At 64.4% G+C, this 17,103-nt stretch carries 10 protein-coding genes; 3 read left to right on the top strand and 7 right to left on the bottom strand.

Features of this window, described 5'->3' with window-relative positions:
• Positions 1-91 precede the first annotated feature (91 nt).
• Entirely contained in the window at positions 92-958 is an 867-nt protein-coding gene (gene mtnP / locus IPQ13_05620) for an S-methyl-5'-thioadenosine phosphorylase (protein ID MBL0210378.1), read from the bottom strand.
• A 201-nt stretch (positions 959-1,159) separates the two neighbouring features.
• On the opposite strand from mtnP, the gene IPQ13_05615 reads away from it, so the two are divergent.
• On the top strand, positions 1,160-2,425 hold the full coding sequence (locus IPQ13_05615) for a 1-acyl-sn-glycerol-3-phosphate acyltransferase (GenBank protein MBL0210377.1): 1,266 nt from the start codon (positions 1,160-1,162) through the stop codon (positions 2,423-2,425).
• A 2,772-nt stretch (positions 2,426-5,197) separates the two neighbouring features.
• Here IPQ13_05615 and IPQ13_05610 read toward each other — a convergent pair.
• On the bottom strand, positions 5,198-6,370 hold the full coding sequence (locus IPQ13_05610; protein ID MBL0210376.1) for a hypothetical protein: 1,173 nt from the start codon (positions 6,368-6,370) through the stop codon (positions 5,198-5,200).
• A 151-nt stretch (positions 6,371-6,521) separates the two neighbouring features.
• Between IPQ13_05610 and IPQ13_05605 the strand changes: the two genes are divergently transcribed.
• A complete protein-coding gene (locus tag IPQ13_05605; protein ID MBL0210375.1) occupies positions 6,522-7,664 on the top strand; it encodes a methionine adenosyltransferase in 1,143 nt (380 codons plus the stop codon).
• A 6-nt stretch (positions 7,665-7,670) separates the two neighbouring features.
• Here the strand turns inward: IPQ13_05605 and IPQ13_05600 are convergent, their stop codons facing one another.
• From IPQ13_05600 to IPQ13_05580, 5 genes are all read right to left on the bottom strand, one after another.
• Complete coding sequence (locus tag IPQ13_05600) at positions 7,671-8,684, bottom strand: glycoside hydrolase family 3 protein (GenBank protein ID MBL0210374.1); 1,014 nt, start codon at positions 8,682-8,684, stop codon at positions 7,671-7,673.
• Positions 8,681-9,598, bottom strand: a complete 918-nt coding sequence (locus IPQ13_05595; protein MBL0210373.1) for a response regulator — start codon at positions 9,596-9,598, stop codon at positions 8,681-8,683. Before IPQ13_05595 ends, IPQ13_05600 begins: the two co-directional genes overlap by 4 nt.
• Positions 9,595-11,019 (bottom strand): response regulator, encoded by a 1,425-nt coding sequence (locus IPQ13_05590; GenBank protein ID MBL0210372.1) that lies wholly within the window; start codon positions 11,017-11,019, stop codon positions 9,595-9,597. The genes IPQ13_05595 and IPQ13_05590 overlap by 4 nt, the downstream gene beginning before the upstream one ends.
• Positions 11,020-11,093: 74 nt before the next feature.
• Entirely contained in the window at positions 11,094-11,693 is a 600-nt protein-coding gene (locus tag IPQ13_05585) for a M15 family metallopeptidase (GenBank protein ID MBL0210371.1), read from the bottom strand.
• A gap of 57 nt (positions 11,694-11,750) precedes the next feature.
• Positions 11,751-14,324 (bottom strand): AAA family ATPase, encoded by a 2,574-nt coding sequence (locus IPQ13_05580; GenBank protein ID MBL0210370.1) that lies wholly within the window; start codon positions 14,322-14,324, stop codon positions 11,751-11,753.
• A gap of 195 nt (positions 14,325-14,519) precedes the next feature.
• Here IPQ13_05580 and mutS point away from each other — a divergent pair, with 195 nt between their 5' ends.
• A complete protein-coding gene (mutS, locus tag IPQ13_05575; GenBank protein MBL0210369.1) occupies positions 14,520-17,069 on the top strand; it encodes a DNA mismatch repair protein MutS in 2,550 nt (849 codons plus the stop codon).
• The last annotated feature ends 34 nt before the right edge of the window (positions 17,070-17,103 follow it).

Here is a 17,103-nt window from a genome sequence, read left to right as displayed (position 1 = left end):
GAGCCGAAATCAGCCATGTTGGAGCTTGGCGCTTGCTTGGTGACTTGGCGTCTTGGTGGTGAATTTTTATCTTTTCGAATGCAAACTCGTATCAGTACCCGTACTTGCCGATGAGCAGCTTCAAGCGCTCGCGCGTTTCGGCGGGAACCAGTTCCGGCGCCGTCATGAAGGCGGTGGAAAGGGCGCTGTGGGCGGGTTCGGATGCGGGCGGGCCGCCGGCGAGATCCGCGACCACGCGCCGGAGCAAGGCTTGCGCCTTGGCCACGTTGGCCCCCATGACGGCCATGATGTCGTGGGCGTCCGCGGCTTCGGGGACGTCCCGCCAGGCGTCGAAGTCCGTGACCAGGGCGATGGTTGCGAAGGCCAGTTCCGCCTCGCGCGCGAGCTTGGCCTCGGTCGCCTGGGTCATGCCGATGAAATCCGCGCCCCAGGATTGATGGAGCCTTGATTCGGCGCGGGTGCTGAAGGCCGGGCCTTCCATGCAGACGTAGGTGCCGCCGTTCTCCAGGGGCAGGTCCAGGGAACGCCCCGCCTCCATGAGCTTGCCCCGGAGCCAGGCCGAGGTCGGATCCGCAAAGCCCACGTGGGCGGCCAGGCCGTGGCCGAAAAAGGTGCTGGGCCGCAGGTGGGTGCGGTCGATGAACTGATCCGGCAGACGGAGGCAGCCCGGTTCATGCCGTTCCTGGAGGCTGCCCACCGCGCTCACGGAAATCAGGATTTCGCAGCCCGCGGATTTGAGAGCCCAGATATTGGCGCGGTAATTCACCTCGCTGGGCGTCAGCCGGTGGCCCACGCCATGGCGGCTCATGAAAGCCACGGGCACGCCGTCCAGCTTGCCCTCCACCAGGGGATCGGTGGGCTGGCCGAAAGGAGTCTCCACCACGCGCTGGGTCGTGTCCTGCACGCCCGACATGGCGTAAAGCCCGCTGCCGCCGATGATGCCGATAGGAGAAGTCATGGGTCCGCCGAAAGGTAAGGCCACAGATGAACATGGATGAGGAAAGAGATAAACACGGAAAAAATAAGCGGCTGATTTCGCAGGTGAAAAGCTCTTTATCCACAGTTTGCGCCGATTCACACAGATTGAAATTCGCAGGGCCTAGCGCCAGGATGCCGCCTCAAGTCATCCTGGATTTATGTCCCCACAGGCGGATCCACGATGACCAAAACTCGAAGCATCACGGCCAGGGCCCTGTCCCGCCTGTGGTTCCGGACGCTGCGCGTGGAAGGCCCTGGACTCCCCGCGGGGCCGGTGCTGGTGGTGGTGAACCATCCCAATGGCCTGCTGGATCCCTTGGTGGTCTCGGCGCTGGTGGCGCCATCGCCCTGCTTCCTGGCCAAGTCCACGCTCTGGCGGATGCTGCCCCTGCGGCCCCTCCTGGCCATTTTCCAAGCCATTCCGGTGGAGCGGGCCCAGGACACCGACGACACGGAGTCCCGCGCCAGGGCTACGGCCAAGGCCTTCGCGGCGGTGCACCGGGCCTTCGAAAAGGGAGAGCGGGTCGGGCTTTTCCCGGAAGGCATCAGCCACGGCAATGCCTGGCTGGCCCCCCTGAAAACCGGCGCCGCCCGCATGGCCCTGTCGAGCCGGATTTCTCCGGCCTTGGTGCCCGCAGGCCTCGTGTATGGGCGGCGGGAACTCTTCCGCCACAATGCGCTGCTGCGGCTCGGCGCGCCCATCGAATACGGGGACCTGGTGCCGAAGGGCGATGACCCGGGATCAGTGATCGAACTCACGGCGCGGATCCGCCAGGCCCTGCTGCCCCTCACGCTCCATGGTCCGGAAGAAGCCCTTCAGAGGCTGGCCGAGGATCTCGCCTGGCTGCTGGCCGAAGCCCCCCAAGACCGGGCGGACCTGGAAACCTTGCGCCATCGCACCCAATCCCTGCTCCCGGCCTTGGCGGCCCTTGGGGAGGGGGACCGTGCCAAGCTCCGGTCCCGGGTGGACGAGGCCCATCAATGGCTCCAGGAGAAAGGCCTGCGGCCTGACCAGGTGGGCTTCCCCTACCCCGGAGCCCAGGTGCGCGCCTGGATCGGAAAAGCGCTTCTGCATCATGGGTTCGCCCTGTTGCTTGCTCCGGCGGCCCTGCTTTTCTGGCCTCCCTACCGATTCATTGGATGGCTCGCCAACCGCCTGACGGACGAATTGGACCAGACCGCCACCTACAAGTTGCTGGGGGGCCTGCTGTTCATGCCCGCCTGGGCCGCGCTGCTCCTGGGCCTGGCGATCTGGCTCTGGGGGCTGGCAGGGGCTGCATTCGTGCCGGCCTTGGCGATCCTGGCTTTCCTGAGCCTGCCCTTGTCCGAACGCCTCAGGGAGGATTGGCAGGCCATCCGGGGGTATCGCCTGCGCAGGCATCCCGACGTGGCGGGCCTGATGAAAGCGAAGGAAGAATTGCTCGACGCCTTCCCGCAATTGCGCTGAAAAAAACCGGTTCCAGGCTGGTCAAAGACCGGCCGCGGAATACCTGGGAAGTGGATGGGGCCAAAGACCGGCCTTGCGATCTTATCCAGGACTGCTGCAGCTTCCTCACTCAAAGGGGACGGCGCAATGGAGAAGCCACTGCCGGTATCGGCGGGATCAATCACCTTGCCCGATCTCAGCCAAACAGCCATCTGGCGTTGCGCCAGTGGGTAATTTGCGGAACCATCCAACAGCATTCCGTGAGTCGCTGGTGTGGCCGTAGTACCGAATTGGAAGATTCCTTCGGTCGGGCCAGCGCTCGTTGATGTCGCCGGAGCCACGGAGGGCTTGAGTCCCGTGGGGCCGAGCAGGAAAGGCACCGTTGGGCTCGTGGCGCCAGCCAGACGGATCTGGGCGAAATTCGGGGCAGTGTCATAAGCCGTGCCCAGGATGCCTCGGCCCGCAAGGCTGTTCACAAAATAATTGTTGGCGTTGTTCGGAATCACCAGATCGCCGATGGCTTCCTGAATGGTGACTCGTCCCGCGAGGCGGGAAGGAGCGACCGCGCTGATGGGGAAGGTCACGTAAGCGGGATCCGCCGTATCAATCACGTTCGTCAACAGCGTGAAGAACTGGTTGTAGGTGGGAGTTCCCGCAACGACACCCGCGGCTGCGAGGCCTTGATTGATGATGGGCGCGAAATTGAAACTATCACGCAGCAGGTAGGCCAGACGTCCACCAGGTACCGAGAAGAGAGCCTTCATGTTGGAGCCGCCGGTCTGATTTGAATTCCCCGCCAGGAAGTAGGAACCCACGATGGAACCCAAGGAGATGCTCACGTAGCGCCGATCCGCGGGCGAGGGGGAGATGGGTTTGCCGGCAGCGAGGATCTTGGCCTGGAAGCTAGAGGGGTCCACCGCAGGTTGCAGCAGCAACCGCTCCAGGCGCCAGAGATTGAAGGCCGCCTGCTGGATATTGGTGCGGGTATTCAGGGTTGACGGAAGACTGATGAAATTGGTAGACCATTCGATCACAGGTCTCCCATTGGCCAAGTCGCCGTGCAGCGGAAGATCGATGGAGATCACCGCGAAGCCCTCAGCGCAGGCCGCATTGGCCATGGCCACCGAGTCTCCGCCTCTGCCGCCGATGCCGTGCTGGAAGATCACCACCGGGTATCCGGTGGGGGGCGGAGGGGCGAGGGGGGCCAGGAAGAAGAAGGGCACGGTGCGCGTGACGTGGAAGTAACCGCGGATCTGACCCGTCGCATTGCGGGAGGCCTGGAGGACGCCCGTGCCAGGTACCGCGCCACCACCGGAGCCGGGCTTATAGACATTGGCTGTTCCGGTCAGATCGCCGCTGATGGGTTTCCCGGCCGTCCCAGCCACGATAGCGGGATCCATGTTCAGATCCCCGCTTTCGTAACTTCCAATGGCAACCAACCCAATGGCAGAGTGGGGCACTGCAGACAGGCCGGCGTTCGCATAGAATGTGTTCACCGCCGCGCTGCCAGAAAAAATCATCGCCGGTGGTATAGAAGCCGCATTGCTCCAAACCCTGCTTTCGCCATTTGATGCGGAGAAATTCATGCTGACGGCGGGACTGGCGGAAAGGGGCAGAGTGGCGTTGTTGGCCCAGGCCCAGAGGGAGGTCTCCACCGGAGCGCGGACACTGGCCGAGGCCAAAGGATCCGGCACGACGGCGCCGGCGGCCGTGGTGATGAACCGGCCCATGAGCTTGATGTGGCTGCGGCGCTGGGCGAGGTTTTCGCTCGCGAGTCCGATGCCCGTGGCCCCGGCGCCCGATGCGGCCTTGCCGCTGGCATCCGCGGCGGAGCTGGCGACGAGATCATCCATGGTCTTGCCGTAGCCCGAAATGACGATGGCGCCGCTCTGGATGACATTGCCGTAGATGGACTGCAGGCTGGCCGCGCTAGCGCCCAGAAGGCGGGCTGGATTTTGCAAATCGTTCGGATCCGCCAGGTTGGTGTTCACTGAAGTGGCGTTCGGATTCACGTCCGCGCCCTTCACATACTTCAGGAGCCCGAACACCAGACTCTGGGCCACAGGGAGCTCGCTTGCCAGATCCTTGACGCCATCGGTCACCACATAGACGAACCGCGATCCAGGCTGCATCGAGATCATCGGGTTGAGCTGCAGTTCAGTGCTGCTGAGCATCTCCTTGGTGAAGAGCGCGGACATGTCCCTGAAGCCCAGCGGCCCGATTTCCGTCAGGCCATTGGAGTCCGTGAGGATCTGGTACACCTTCACCGTATCTTTCGTGATGCTGGAGGCCAGCACCGGCGACTTGAAACGGACATAGATCGGCGCGTTGATGGCGGTGACGGCGTTGGTGCTGCCGACTTCCTTGACACTGATGTAGGCGGCCGCCTTGTCGGGGGTGAGCGGAACGCCCGGATTCACATTCAACTGCCCCGCCACCGGGACCGTGGTGTTGAAGGCCACGCTGGTCGTGGTGCCCGTCAGCAGCAGATTGGGAAAAGGAATCACTCCCGTGGAGGGATCGAACAGCGCTTCATTGGTGCTGCTGGTGGTGGCCGGATCCGAATCGTAGGGCGCGGGGCCCTGCACGTTCAGGTTCGAGCTGCATCCCACCAGGAACAGGGCCAAGGCCCCCAACACTGCGGTGCTGGTCCGGCGCACCAAGGGAGAATTCATCATTTCGGGCCGCTGTGACATAGGCACCTCAAGCTGGATGGAAGGGAGTTGGATGCAACTCTAGGGCGTGGAAAGGCTGAGTGGAAGCGGAAACTTCGCGGAATCGATCCGGGAAAACCTATTCCGAGACAGCGAAGACGACTTTTTCATTGCGGAAGCGATCCTTGGTCAAGAGTTTGATGACCGCGCTCATTTTGTCGCCGCTCAAAGTGAGCTTGTAGTGCTCGTCTTTTACCAGGGAGCCGGGCACAACGCTGACCTTCCCGATCTTCTTCAGGCCCAGGTCGCTCGCGCTGATGGTAATGGTGTCCGCCGAACGGAGATCCAGGGACTTGTCGAACACATCGTCGCGCCAGTTCTTGCCCGCGCGGTCCTTGGCGAAAACCGGCACGATGATGACGCCCTTCTCCACCAGGGACTTGCTGCTGCCCACCACGTAATGCAGCGAATTGAGCAAGGCCTTCTGCTTTTCGCTGGTGGTGGTGAGATCGGCCACGGCGGCCTGGAGTTTCACCTTTTCATCCGTGAGCCCGCTGATGTCCGATTCCAGCTGTTTCTTGCGGGTGGCCAGATCGTCGACTTCCTCCTGGAGCTTCTCGCCCTGGGCCACGGCCGTGTCCCGCTCATTTTCAATCTTCTCCCGCTCCTGGCGCTGGAGGTCGCTGGGGCTGATCTTGGCTTTGCCCTGGCTCACCCAGGTGCCGTACACGCCATTCGCGTAGAAGTGGTAGACCTCGAAGCCCGGGGCCATCTTCTCCATGAGGTTCACGCGGCTCACCAGGCTGCGGGCATCCTCCAGCGGCACGCCCTTCTTCTTCAGGAAGCGGAGCGCCATGCCGTAGTGGCTGTCGTTAGGGCCGGCCATATCCGGCCGGGGCAGCACCGCGCGGAGCTTGGAGACCTTGTCGTTCAGTTCCTTGATCTCCTTGTCCTTGTTCAAGACCTCCTGGAGGAGCGCCTGGTAGGAGCTGTTCTTTTCGGTCTTGATCCGCTCTTCCAGCGCCTTTTTCTGCTCATCGGTGAGCTGCATGGTCTCGGCGCTGGGCTTGATGTCCACGCCGCCCGGCTGGGCGCCGATGGCCTTGAGCTTCTCTTCCTGGGTGCCCGCCGCCTGGTGCTGCTGCTGGCTGAGCTTGTCCAGCTCCGCGGCCTTCTGCTCCAGGTTCTTGATCTCTTTGTCCTCGGATTTCTGCTTGAACTTGTCGCAGCCGGGCGCCATCACCAGCAGCGTCAATGCTGCGGTGGCGGCGAAGGGCGACGTTATGGCGCTGCGGAATCGGGACTGCATCATGGTGTGCTCCGTGGAAAAAAAGAACGCTCTGCTGGCCGTGGCTTTGGGTGAACTAAAGATAGCCCTCTGTGGAATGCAAGACAAGCGCTGGCGATGTTAAGCTGGTGGGCTCCGGGGCCTCAGAACCGCCACCGGGACAGGGAGTCGGCGCATGGCCACGGCAGGCAAGCATTTTTTCACATCCGAAAGCGTGACTGAAGGGCATCCCGACAAGATGGCGGACCAGATCTCGGATGCGGTTCTGGACACCGCGCTGAGGGATGATCCCAAGAGCCGCGTGGCCTGCGAGACCCTCCTGACCACGGGTCTGGTGGTGGTGGCGGGGGAAATGACCACGGAGGCCTACATCCCGGTGGCCAAGCTCGTGCGCGAGGTCGTGAAGGACATCGGCTACGACCACAGCTGCAAAGGCTTCGACTCCGAAACCTGCGCCGTGGTGGTGACCCTCGACCAGCAGAGCCCGGATATCGCCATGGGCGTGGACACCGGCGGCGCCGGGGACCAGGGCTTGATGTTCGGCTATGCCACCCGCGAAACGCCCGAGCTGATGCCAGCGCCTCTGCAATACGCCCACAGCCTCACCCGCCGCCTCGCCGAGGTGCGCAAGGAAGACACCCTGCCCTGGCTGCGTCCGGACGGCAAAAGCCAGGTCACCGTCGAATACGACGGCATCAAAGTCAAGCGCATCGAGGCCGTGGTGATCTCCACCCAGCATGACGAAGCGGTCACCAACGCCACCATCCACGCCGAAATCGAGAAACTGGTCATCCGGTACACCCTGCCCGAAGAACTGATCGACGCCAACACCAAGTTCTTCATCAATCCCACCGGCCGCTTCGTCATCGGCGGCCCCATGGGCGACTGCGGCCTGACGGGCCGGAAAATCATCGTGGACACCTACGGCGGCGCGGGCCACCACGGCGGTGGCGCCTTCAGCGGCAAGGATCCCAGCAAGGTGGACCGCAGCGCCGCCTACATGGGCCGCTACATCGCGAAGAACATCGTGGCGGCGGGCCTCGCCGACAAGGCCGAGATCCAGCTGGCCTACGCCATCGGCGTCGCGGAGCCTGTGAGCATCCATGTGGACACCTTCGGCACCGGCCATGTCTCCGACGCGGCCATCGTCAAGGCGGTGCGGGACGTGTTCAACTGCACACCCAAAGCCATGATCGAGCTCCTGGACCTGCGCAAGCCCATCTACCGCTCCACCGCGGCCTACGGCCATTTCGGGCGCCCGGAATTCAACTGGGAGAAGACCGACCGGACCGAGTCCCTAAAGGCTGCCGCGAAATAGCTTCCTTCAGCCTGGATGGGCGCTGCTGGCCCTGCGTATCTGTTCCACCCATGCCGACCAGGCCGGCCTGTCCAGCGGTCCTGGTTGGGGCCGGAGCAGGTTGCTCCGCATGGCCAGGCTTTTCGCCAGCGCCGGGCGGGAGAGCCCATCCGGCTGCCCCGCCAGGGCTTCGGCGCAGGCCCTGACCCCCTGCCCGGATTGGCAGACCAGCAGCCATTCGTGCCCCGCTTCAAGGCAGAGCCGCACGCGGTCCGCCCAGCTCCAATCCGTGCAGCCGCCCATTTCCAAATCATCGGGAAGGAACCTCCCCCGGACGCCCCAGGGATTGTCCACCACCGAGCCGCGATGCAGGGAGGCGGGGAGCGCGCCCGTGGCGGGCGTCCTCACATGGGCCACCATGACCAGGCGGTCCTCGTTCGAGAGCGCCACGAAGGGCGAAGCGTTGCGCCGGATCATTCCGGCATCGCCCAGCTCGGGCAGCGCCTGGTGGCTGTCCACCTGGGTTCCGCCGAGCCCGGGAAAATGCTTCAGGCAGCCGCGGACCCCGGTGCTTTCAAGGCCGTGCAGGAAGGCTCCGGCGGCGCGGGCGGCGGCCGCGGGATCGCTGCTGGCGGCACGGTTTCCGATGCCAGTGCCTTCGGTGCCATCCCAGAGGTCCGCCACAGGCGCGAAATCCACGTTGAATCCGAGCAACCGGAGGCCCGTCCCCCAAAGCCGCCCCCAGGCTTCACAAGCGCCCGCGCCCCCCCGATCCCAGATGGCCTTGAAGCCCGGCGTGGCACCCACCCATGGCTTCAACCGGGACACGGCTCCGCCCTCCTGATCCAGGGCCACCGCAAGGGGAAGCTCCGCACCCCAGCGGGACTGCAATCCGTCCAGCAGGGCTTTCAACCGGGCCGGGCCCCGCTCGGGATCAGGATCGAGATTGCGCGAAAACGGGATGATGCCACCGGGAACGATGTCCGCAGGAACAGCCCCGGCATCCATTCCCTCGAAGCCGATCCAAAGCAGCTGGTTCAAACCCTGCCCGCCGTGCCTGCCGGACCCGCGAGGCGCCTGGCGAGGGCGTGGGCGCGATGGAGCCCCAGCAGCGCCGATTCCATCTGGCGCTTCCAGAGCAGGAAGCTCCGGTCCGAGGGATAAAAGGACGAGCGGCCATCGAACCCGAGGATCAGCATGGCCAGGGGCGTGTCGCCATGGCGCAGGGGCACCATGAAGCCTTCGCTGTAGCCCGTTTCGACCGTGCATTCCCGGGCCTCGTGGATGGCGCTGAGATCGTTCCAGGAGCGTTCGTCGGGCCAGTTGTTCTCCCCGGTCTTCAACAGGTAGGACCAGGCATCCGAGCCTGGATCCGGCACCAGCAGGGCCCAGCCATCGGGATTGAACCGCGTCCTCAAGTGGTCCAGGAAGGGTTTGACCAGGGGCTCAAGCTCGATCTCATTCTGCGCCGCCAGCAACAGCGCGTTGAGGCGAAGCACCTCTTCGTGGAAGGCATGCAGCTCCCAGGTGCGCGTCATCACGCGGCTCTCCAGGTCCGCCTGGTAGTTTTCCACCTTCTTCATGAGCCGGGCGTGGTCCAGCGCCCGGTCCAGGACCACCTGCAGCTCAAGGGTCTGGAAGGGCTTCTTGATGAAGTCGTAGGCGCCCTTCTTCAGGGCGTCGATCGCCGCGTCCATGGTCGCGAATCCCGTGATGATCACACAGAGGGAGGAAGGATCCTTCTCTTTGATGGAGCTCAGCAGTTCCAGGCCTGAGATGCCGGGCATCTTCAGGTCCGTTAGGATGACCGGATAGTGCTTTTTGGCCACCATGGCCAAGGCCGTTTCGCCGCTATCGGCCTCTTCCACGGCATAGCCGTTCTTGGTCAGGGCCTCGCGGAGCGTGCTCCGCACAATTCCTTCATCGTCCACAAGGAGAATGTGCTCTGGGATCATGGGGCCTCCCGGGGGTGCGAAGTGGTGACTTCATAAACGCGGGCTTCCAGGAAAATGTCCAGCAGATTCCGGTCCAGGAGGCCTGACTGGGCCTCCTCATTCAGAATGTCCAGGCTTTCCTCCACCCCCACGGCCCGTTTGTAGGGCCGATCCTTGGCCACGAGGGCGTCGAAGACATCGGAGATCGCCATGATCTTGCTCTGGATTGGGATCTCGCCCTCCGCGATGCCCCGTGGATAGCCTTGCCCGTTGAGGCGCTCGTGGTGCGCATAGGCGATGTCCGGAACATTGGCCAGCTCGCCGGTCCACGGGATCCGGCTCAGGAACCGGAAGGAATGGCTCACGTGGGCCCTCACTTCGTCCCGCTCGCCCTCGGTGAGGCTGCCCCTGCGCACCCGCAGGCATTCGATGTCGGAAGGATCCAGCAGCGGGATCGTCTCGCCGCTCCAGTGCTTGAACTCCAGGTTCTCCAAGGCCTCCAGTTCGTGCAGCTCCGACTGGAGCAGGTGCTTCGGCTCATTGCACCGCTGGAGCTTCTCCGCCAGGGCCCTCGATTCCCGCCGCTGGGCATTCATCAGCGCTTTCAGGCGATCCGGGTCGAAATGCGAGCCGTTGCCCCAGGCCTGCTCGAAGAGGCTCAACGTCTGTTCCAGGTCCCTCTGGTGGAGCCGCTGCAGAAGGTGGTCGAGCCGCTCGGATTTCAGCTTTTTCGCCTTCAGGAGGAGATGCTCCGGCACCCCGACCTTCCCAAAATCATGCAGCAGGCTCGCGTACCGGATTTCCCGCAATTGCGCGGCGGTGAAGTAGGTGGGTCCGTAGCGGCCGCCATCGGTGCGGTTCACGGCCTCCGACAGCGAGACCGTGAGTTTCGCCACCCGCTCGGAATGGCCGGAGGTGCTGGGATCCCGGGACTCGATGGCCGTGACGGACGCGGCCACAAAACTCTCGAACAGATGCTCGATATCCTCCTTCAGCTTCATGGTCTCGCCCGTGCGCTCGGCGACCATTTCCTCCAATTGGGTCTGGTAGGCCTCGTTTTCCCTCAAGGTCGCGTAGTGGCTCAGGGCGCGTTTTAGGCTGGCCTTGATCTCCACCAGCGTGAAGGGTTTCAGGATGAAATCGTAGGCTCCTTCCTTCAGGGCCTGGATGGCCACCTCGGTCGTCGCGTTGCCGGTCATGACGATGCAGAACGTGCGGCGGTCCACGTTGCGGATGGACCGGATCAGGTCAAGTCCCGACTGGCTGCCGGGCAGGATCAGGTCCGTGAAGATCACCGCGTAGTGCTGCTCCACCGCCATGGCCAAGGCGGAATCAGCCTCCGGCGCGCTGTCCACCCGGGACACTTCGGTGCGCAGGGCTTCCACCAGCAGCTCGCGGAAGCCCTGTTCGTCATCAACCACGAGGATGGATTGGGGGTTCAAGGTCGAGGCCTATGGGAACAGGGAGGTTCGGTTCAGCCGAGGGACAGAAGGCGGACAGGAGGGGCGGTCATGGATCATCGGGGGGCCAGGACTCCATCTTGAGCGACCCGGCCCTGCCTTGCCACGGCAAAGATGGCTCGGCTCTCTTCATCGCCCACGAAGCGCCAATGCCAAGGTTCAAAGGCCACCCTCAATCCGCTGTTTTCTCTGAATGAGAGTTCGAACCCGAACGCCTGCGCGTGGGTTTTCAGCCAGATGTAAGCCTCGGTTTTCGAAAAGCTAGCCGGAGTGAAATTCGTCTTGGGTCTTTTGGGGTCCGCGAAATCCACGGCCAGCCCCGTGTGGTGCTCGCTGAAGCCCGGAGGCGCGGTCCACCAGGCGTAGGACCGCAAGGAGAGGCCTTTTTTCTTGGCGCCGGATTCAAAGGCCGCCCGCTGCGTTTCCACCGAGCGGAATCCAGCCGCGACCTTGAGGGGGACTCCGTCGTGTTCAGCCGCCTTCAGCAGCCGGGTGAGGGAGGCCACCGCATTCCTGCGCACCTGGACCCCCGCAGCCAGCTCCGCGAGGGCCTGCGGGTTGCACTCGGCGTAGGGCAGATGCCGCCGATGCGCGGCCTGGGCCGCGCGGGGCAGGTCCGGCTGCGTTTGGACGACCACTGGAGGAATCGGGAACATGGGTTCGGATCAGGATGCCCCCAACTTAATCGAATTTGGGAAATCGAAAATCGAAAATTACTGCACGGCTTTGGCCACGACCTCCAGCGCAGCGTTTTGCACACCCACCTGAGCCATGGAGCCTGGTTCCAGCTTCCCTTCGAGAATCAGCCTGGACAGCGGATTGACGACCACGTGCTGGATGAGCCGCTTCAAGGGGCGGGCGCCGAGCTGCTCGTCGAAACCTTCCTCCGCGAGCCAGCCCAGGGCTGCCTCGCTGACCTCGATGCCTAGGCGCCGCTCGGCCAGCAGATCCTCCACCCGCTTCAGCTGGATCTTCGCCACGGCCCGCATGTCGTCGCGGTCCAAGGTGCGGAAGGTGACAACCTCATCGATGCGGTTCAGGAATTCGGGCCGGAAGAAGGCCCGCAGGGCCTCCTGGATCTCGGTCTGCGCCCTGTCCGCGTGGCCGCCGGCCTTGAAAATCGCCGAGCTGCCCACGTTGCTGGTCATGATCAGGATCGTGTTCCTGAAGTTCACAGTCCGGCCCTTGCCGTCGGTGAGGCGGCCGTCCTCCAGCACCTGCAGGAACAGGTCGAAGACCCGCGGGTGCGCCTTCTCCATCTCGTCCAGCAGGATCACCGCATAGGGCCGGCGGCGGATGGCCTCGGTGAGGCGGCCGCCTTCCTCGTAGCCGATGTAGCCGGGCGCTGCGCCGATCAGCCGCGTGGAATCCGCTTCGTGGGTGAATTCGCTCATGTCGATGCGCACCATGGCGTTCTCGTCGTCGAACAGGAATTCCGCCAGGGCCCTCGCCACTTCGGTCTTGCCCACGCCCGTGGGACCCAGGAACAGGAAGGAGCCGATGGGCCGTTTCGGATCGGCGAGTCCCGCGCGGTTGCGCCGCAGGGCATCGGAAATGCCCACCAGCGCCGCGTCCTGGCCGACGACGCGCAACCGGAGCCGCGCCTCCATGTGAAGCAGCTTCTGGATCTCGCCTTCCAGGAGCCGGGACACCGGAATGCCCGTCCACTTGCTCACGACGCTGGCGACATCCTCTTCGCTCACTTCCAGGCGCAGCATGGAGGATTCATTCTTCGAGCCGGCCTCGATCTGCTTTTCCAGCGCGGGGATCTCGCCGTATTCGAGCCGCGAGGCCCGCTCGTACTCGGCGCGGTTCTTGGCCTGCTCCAGCTCGATGCGGAGGTCGTCCAGTTTTTTCTGCTGTCCGCGGGTCTGCTCGATGGCCTTCTTGTCGTTTTCCCATCGGGCGCGGAGCCGCGAAAGTTCTTCCTTCAACTCGGCGAATTCTCCATCCAGCTCCTTCAGGCGGGCCTTGGAGATGGAATCCTTCTCCTTGGCCAGGGCATGGCGTTCCAACTGCAGTTGCAATTCGCGGCGCTCCCGCACATCGATCTCGATGGGCCTGGAATCCAGCTGCATCCGGACGCTTGAGGCCGCCTCGTCCATCAGGTCCACGGCCTTGTCCGGCAGAAAGCGGTCCGCGATATACCGGCTGGAAAGCTGCACCGCCTCCACCAGCGCCGCGTCCTTGATGCGCACGCCATGGTGCAGTTCGTAGCGCTCCTTGAGGCCCCGGAGAATCGAGATGGCGTCTTCGATGCTCGGCTCCTCCACGTAGACCGGCTGGAAGCGCCGTTCCAGCGCCGCGTCCTTCTCGATGTGCTTCTGGTACTCATTCAGCGTGGTGGCGCCGATGCAACGCAGGTCGCCCCGCGCGAGCGCGGGTTTGAGCAGGTTCGCGGCATCCATGGAGCCTTCCGCGGAGCCAGCCCCCACCAGCGTATGCAGCTCATCGATGAAGAGGATGATCCCGCCGTCGCTCTCTTCGATTTCTTTCAGCACACCCTTCAGGCGCTCCTCGAACTGGCCCCGGTACTGGGTTCCGGCCACCAGGGAACCCATGTCCAGGCCCATCAGCCGGATGCCCTTCAGGCTCTCGGGCACGTCGTTCTTCACGATGCGCTGGGCCAACCCTTCGGCGATGGCGGTCTTGCCGACGCCGGGTTCCCCGATGAGCACGGGGTTGTTCTTGGTGCGCCGCGACAGCACCTGCAGCACGCGGCGGATTTCCTCATCGCGGCCGATGACCGGGTCCAGCTTTCCGGCCTCGGCCAGTGCCGTGAAATCCTTGGCGTATTTTTGGAGCGAGGCGAATTTCTCTTCGGCCTTCTCGTCTTCAACACGGGCCCCTGCGCGGCTTTCCTTGATGGCGGCTTCGAGCTTTTTACGATCCAGCCCGAAGCGCTCCAGCAGCTTTTTCGCATCGGTGGCGGCGTTGGAAAAGGCCAGCAGCATGGCATCCGTGGCCAGGAAGCGGTCGCCCAGGCCGCGCCCGGTGTCGCTGGCCACCTCCAGGAAATGCCGGAAACCAGCGCCGAGCTGGGGTTCGGAACCGCCGATGGCCTTGGGCAGCTTTCCCACCATGTCATCAACCCCGTCCTGGAGCCCCTTCAGGGATTCAGGAGACAGCCCGGCCCGTTCCAATACGGGCCTGAGTCCCATGTCCGGGACCAGCAGGGCCTGGAAGAGGTGTGGCGGGACAATCTCGGGATGTTGTTCGGCCACCGCTTTGGATCGAGCTGCCACCAGGGCGTCATTGGCTTTTTGAGTGAAGGGAAGCAGAGTCATGGGACCCCCAGAAAACAAGAATCGATTCAAACTTGATTACTGTCAACTAAGATTTTCTTATTGTTTACTCACCATACCGAATCAAACCCGCGCCCACCATCAACCTGCGCGATGATGTTGGGATGCCCTTCCATTCCTCGCTCGATCTGCCTTCCCTGGGCGGTCGCTCACACAGATAAGCTCCGCCGGACACCCATGGCCACCCCGATGATGACTCAGATCGCGGGCCTCAAACGCGAGGCGGGCAGCGCGATCCTGCTCACGCGCATGGGGGACTTCTACGAGATCATCGGCGAGGACGCGGTGCTCGCGGCCCCGGTGCTGGAGATCGCGCTCACCGCCCGGGGCAAGGGCACCGACACCGAGATGCCCATGTGCGGCGTGCCCCATTTCGCGCTGGAAGGCTACCTGCCGAAGCTCCTGGCCGCGGGTTTCAGCGCCGCCATCGCCGAGCCCACCGCGAAGCCCGAAGAAGTAAAGGGGCTGCTGCCCCGCGCGATCCGCCGCATCATCACGCCCGGCACCTGGCTTGATGACGACGCCCGGTGGCTCGCCTCCGTGCATCGCATCGGAGCCCACTGGGGCATCGCGCTGCTGCAACTGGCCAGCGGCCAGATCCGGGTGCTGCCGGGCGAGGGCGAAGCCTCCCTGGGCGCCACCCTGGAACGCCTGGCGCCCCACGAACTGCTGCTGCCCGAAGGCGTCGAGCCGCCCCTCCGGTCCGAGGCGGCCGCCCAGCAGCTCCCGGCCTGGCGCTTCGAACCCTCCCGCGCCACGCAGCAGATCCTGGCCTTCTTCGGGTGGCAGCACCTGGAAGGCGTCGGCCTCCAGCCCTACCCTGCCGCCATCGGCGCCTTGGGCGCTTTGCTGGACCAGGTCGAGATCACCCAGAAGGGCCGCCCCGCCCACCTGCAGGGTGTGTCGCTGGAGCTGGGCGCCGCGGGCCCGCTGCTGGACGCCACGAGCGCGAGGCACCTGGAGGTCTTCGCCAACACGCTGGATGGAAGCAAGCAGGGCAGCCTGCTCGCGCTGCTCGACCAGTGCCGCACGCGCATGGGTTCCCGCCTGTTGCGGAGCTGGCTGGAACAGCCCCTGCGGGAAAGCGATGCGCTGGAACGGCGGTGGTCGCAGGTGGCCTGGCTGACCGAGGACAGCCGCCGGGAGCCGCTCCATCGGCTCTTCGCCAAGGTGCCGGATCTGGACCGCCTGCTGGGCCGCATCGCGATGGGCCTCGCCACGCCGCCGGAGTTGGCGCAGCTTCGCGACGGGCTGGCGGCCCTGCAGGATCTCCCGGCGCTGCTCCGGGACAGGGGCTGGTTCGGGGACGCGGAGGACCTGGGCCTCTGGCCCGGGTCCACGCCACTTTGCGCGGACTTGCTGAAGGAGCTCCAACGCTGCGTGGAGGCTGCGCCCTCCCTCGACCTCGAAAGGAGCGGTGTCATCCGGGACGGCGTGGATGCGGAGCTGGACGCGGTCCGCCGCCTGGCGCGCGATGCGAAGCAGGTGATGCTGGAGCTGGAAGAAGAGGAGCGCCTGGCCTCGGGCATCGGCAGCCTGAAGATCAAGTACAACCGGGTGTTCGGCTACTACTTCGAGATCACCAAATCCAATCTGGCGGCGGCTCCCCAGCATTTCCTCCGGAAGCAGACCCTGGCCAACGCCGAGCGTTTCACCACCGAGAAGCTGCTGGCCTTCGAGCAGCGGCTGGTGAGCGCGGAGAGCGACCAGGTCCGCCTGGAGACGATCCAGTACAAGCGGCTGCTGGATGCGGTGCTCGCTTCAAGAGCCGATGTGGTCACCCTTTCCAGGACCGTCGCGGCGCTGGACCTGCTGTGCGCCTTCGCGGAGCGGGCCCGGCACAGCGGCTGGACCCGGCCTGAACTGAGCGAGGCGCGGGAGCTGGTCCTCGCAGGCGCGCGCCATCCCATGCTCGAAGCGCGGCTGGGCCGCGAATGCATACCCAACGACCTGGAGCTCGGGCAGGCGCAGAACATGGCGGTGGTGACGGGCCCGAACATGGGCGGCAAGTCCACCTTCCTCCGCACCGCGGCCCTGCTGGTGGTGCTGGCGCAAACCGGCTCCTTCGTGCCTGCGGAATTGATGCGCTTCGGCATCACGGACCGGATCTTCACGCGCATCGGCGCTTCGGATTTCCTGGCCAAGGGCCAATCCACCTTCATGGTCGAGATGACGGAAACCGCCCGGATCCTGAACCAGGTGACCCCGGCGAGCCTGGTGATCCTGGATGAGATCGGCCGCGGGACCAGCACCCGGGACGGCCTCGCCCTGGCGGAAGCCATCGCGCTCCATCTCCGGGACCTGAAAGGCGGCGAGCCGCGCACGCTGTTCGCCACGCACTTTTTCGAGATGACGAAACTGGCCGGAGACCCGCGCATCCAGAATCTCCACGTGGAAGTCCAGGAATGGGAGGATCAGCTTCTATTCCTCCATCGCATCGCGCCGGGTCCCGCGGACCGGAGCTATGGCATCCACGTCGCAAAGCTGGCCGGCCTGCCCCGCGCCGTGATCGCCAAGGCCCAGCGGTTGCTGGAACAACCGGGGGACCAGCCTTCGCTCCCTTCGAAAACGTCGGCCTCCCTGCCCGTGCAGCAGCCGCTGCTGGCCATGTTCGAGCCCCTAGAGGATCCATTGCGGCAGGAACTGGAAGCCTTGGACCTCAAGGCCATGACCCCGCTGGAAGTGATGAACTGGGTGGCGGCGAAACAGGGGATGAGCGGGATTTGAGGATGTTCCAGGGCCGATCGCCAGCATGAGGATT

Source organism: Holophagaceae bacterium (genome assembly GCA_016720465.1).
Taxonomy (GTDB): domain Bacteria; phylum Acidobacteriota; class Holophagae; order Holophagales; family Holophagaceae; genus JANXPB01.
Note: the sequence above shows the minus strand (reverse complement) of the source record. Positions and strands in the feature narration are given on the sequence as shown.

Coding starts and splice junctions, on each gene's coding strand:
- mtnP (MBL0210378.1), bottom strand. CDS start 958: ATGACTTCTCCTATCGGCATCATCGGCGGCAGCGGGCTTTACGCCATG.
- IPQ13_05615 (MBL0210377.1), top strand. CDS start 1,160: ATGACCAAAACTCGAAGCATCACGGCCAGGGCCCTGTCCCGCCTGTGG.
- IPQ13_05610 (MBL0210376.1), bottom strand. CDS start 6,370: ATGATGCAGTCCCGATTCCGCAGCGCCATAACGTCGCCCTTCGCCGCC.
- IPQ13_05605 (MBL0210375.1), top strand. CDS start 6,522: ATGGCCACGGCAGGCAAGCATTTTTTCACATCCGAAAGCGTGACTGAA.
- IPQ13_05595 (MBL0210373.1), bottom strand. CDS start 9,598: ATGATCCCAGAGCACATTCTCCTTGTGGACGATGAAGGAATTGTGCGG.
- IPQ13_05585 (MBL0210371.1), bottom strand. CDS start 11,693: ATGTTCCCGATTCCTCCAGTGGTCGTCCAAACGCAGCCGGACCTGCCC.
- IPQ13_05580 (MBL0210370.1), bottom strand. CDS start 14,324: ATGACTCTGCTTCCCTTCACTCAAAAAGCCAATGACGCCCTGGTGGCA.
- mutS (MBL0210369.1), top strand. CDS start 14,520: ATGGCCACCCCGATGATGACTCAGATCGCGGGCCTCAAACGCGAGGCG.